The following is a 1,441-nucleotide window of genomic DNA, read 5'->3' as shown; positions in this document are numbered from 1 at the left end:
CTAAAAAAACTGAAAAATACGGTATTCCGACGAACTTGAAGGTTTATGACCGAGTCGGGCATGTTTTTCAGTTTCACGCGGGTATACTACATGAATCTAATGACTCGATTGAGCGCATTGGGCAATTCATTGATAAACATACACAGTCAATATAAAAATATCGCCAGAGAGGAGTCCTCGGCATGACAACAAACAATTATGACTATGATTACCTCATTATTGGTTCAGGCTTTGGTGGTAGTGTTTCTGCTTGCCGTCTAACTGAAAAAGGTTACTCTGTTGCTGTAATGGAAATGGGGCGACGCTGGGAAGCTAAAGATTTTGCTAAAAATAACTGGAATACCCGCCGCTGGATTTGGCGCCCGGGCATGAAACTCTTCGGTTATTTCAACATGCGTTTTTTTCGCCATGTTACCATTATTTGCGGTAATGCTGTAGGTGGTGGTTCAATTACCTATGCCAATACCCTACTTGTTCCACCTGAACATATTTGGGATGAAGGCACGTGGGCAGATGCCGCAGACTGGAAAAATGAAATGCCACAGCACTATGCTGAAGCCGAACGTATGCTTGGAGTGACTGATAATAAAATTTTCGGACCTGCCGACCACATGCTCAAAAAAATGGGCGATGCAGTTGGTGTTGGACATACATTTAAACCGACTCGTGTTGCAACGTTTTTTCCACCCGAAGGTGAACAAGGTGGCAAGACCTACCCTGACCCGTACTTTAACGGCGAAGGTCCAGACCGCGGAACCTGTACCGCATGTGGCGGCTGTATGACAGGTTGCAAACACAACGCAAAAAATACCTTAGATAAAAACTATTTGTACTTTGCCGAAAAAAATGGTGCCAAGGTTTACGAAGAAACCAAAGTCGTTGATGTGAAACCACTCAATGGTAAAGCCGATGGCAGTGATGGCTATGAAGTTACGACTGAATGTTCAAGCTCATGGTTTAACAAACAACGCCGTACATGGCGTGTTCGAAATGTGATTTTTTCGGCATCGTCTTTGGGCACGCAAGAAATGCTGTTCCGTTTAAAACAGTCTGGTTCTCTGCCAAATGTTTCTGATGATTTGGGCAATCGGGTTCGTACTAATGCCGAGTCGATTTTAGGCGTTCGCTTTTTTGGTAAAGATGTCGACATGAGTAAAGGTGTTGCCATTGGTTCAAGTATTTACCTTGACCATGACACTCACATTGAAGCGACTCGTTACCAAACTGGCTCAGATGCCATGGGTCTTATGTGTACTTATATGGCTAAAGGTAAACCAGGTTGGACGCGTATCTTCTTTTGGTTATGGGCCTTAATCTGCCATCCATTTATTTTTCTTCGCATGAGTAATCCTGTCAGTTTTGCACGTCAGACTTTGATTTTCTTGGTGATGCAAACCGCTGATGCTTCAATTAACATGCGCTTGAAACGTAATTGGTTCTG

General features: G+C 43.6%; 1 protein-coding gene and 1 pseudogene. Both read left to right on the top strand.

Annotation, left to right across the window (positions count from 1 at the left end):
- A pseudogene (locus tag UC75_RS21525) lies at positions 1-155 on the top strand (alpha/beta hydrolase); the annotation flags it as partial.
- Positions 156-182: 27 nt separating this feature from the next.
- Positions 183-1,441 (top strand): NAD(P)-binding protein (locus UC75_RS12285; RefSeq protein ID WP_228137336.1); only part of this gene is annotated, 1,259 nt, incomplete at its 3' end.

Source organism: Acinetobacter sp. V2, from assembly GCF_001188385.1.
Classification (GTDB): Bacteria; Pseudomonadota; Gammaproteobacteria; order Pseudomonadales; family Moraxellaceae; genus Acinetobacter; species Acinetobacter oleivorans.
This window is presented reverse-complemented; position numbering and strand designations above follow the sequence as displayed.